Origin of the sequence: Methylobacterium sp. WL103, assembly GCF_008039885.1 — a bacterium.
Taxonomy (GTDB): Bacteria; Pseudomonadota; Alphaproteobacteria; order Rhizobiales; family Beijerinckiaceae; genus Methylobacterium; species Methylobacterium cerastii.
Genome location: NZ_VRUX01001088.1, coordinates 1 through 798, shown reverse-complemented (window position 1 = coordinate 798; position 798 = coordinate 1). Strand labels below are relative to the sequence as shown.

The window sequence follows — 798 nt, the reverse complement described above, 5'->3', positions numbered from 1 at the left end:
CTCCTCCAGGTCGCGGTCGAGCCCGCGCAGGCGCGCGGCGACGACCACCGCGACGAAGCCGGTGCCCAGCGTCGCGTGGGCGACGACGATCGCCCCCATCCCGCGGTCGAGCCCGATTCCGACGAAGAGCAGCAGCAGCGACAGGCCGGTGATCACCTCCGGCATCACCATCGGCGCGGTGACGAGGCCGGTGAACAGCGTCCGCCCGCGGAAGCGGCCGTGGCGGGCGAGCGCGAGGGCGGCGAGCGTGCCGAGCGCGGTGGCGATTGCGGCCGACAGGGTCGCGACCCGCAGCGACATCCAGGCGGATTCGAGCAACGGCCCGTCGGCCAGCAGCACGCCGTACCACCGGGTCGAGAACCCGCCCCACACCGTGACCAGCGCCGACGCGTTGAACGAGTAGGCGACGAGCACCAGGATCGGCGCGTAGAGGAAGCCGAACCCTGAGATCAGCACGGCACGGATCAGGACGGATCGGGTCAGCACGCTCATGGCGCGCCCTCTCTGCCCGGGATCTCTCTGCCCGAGCCCTCGCCGCTCGCGGCCTCGGCGGCGGCGTCGCGGAACAGCACCACCGGGCCGACCACGAGGACGACCAGCAGGATCGCCACCGCCGAGGCGAGCGGCCAATCGCGGTTGGAGAAGAACTCGCTCCACAGCACGCGCCCGAGCATCAGCGTCTCGGAGCCGCCGAGCAGGTCCGGGATCACGAACTCGCCGACCATGGGGATGAAGCAGAGCGCTGCGCCGGCCAGCAGGCCGGGGAGCGCGAGGGGCAGCGTCACGGTCCGGAACACC

General features: G+C 72.4%; 1 protein-coding gene and 1 pseudogene. Both read right to left on the bottom strand.

Annotated elements, in window-relative coordinates; all coding sequences use genetic code 11:
• Nucleotides 1-492 (bottom strand): annotated as a pseudogene (locus FV222_RS27960) (putrescine ABC transporter permease PotI); the annotation flags it as partial.
• The coding region (locus FV222_RS27955; RefSeq protein ID WP_147816399.1) for an ABC transporter permease subunit at nt 489-798 on the bottom strand (310 nt) is incomplete at its 5' end. The gene FV222_RS27955 and the pseudogene FV222_RS27960, both read right to left, overlap by 4 nt.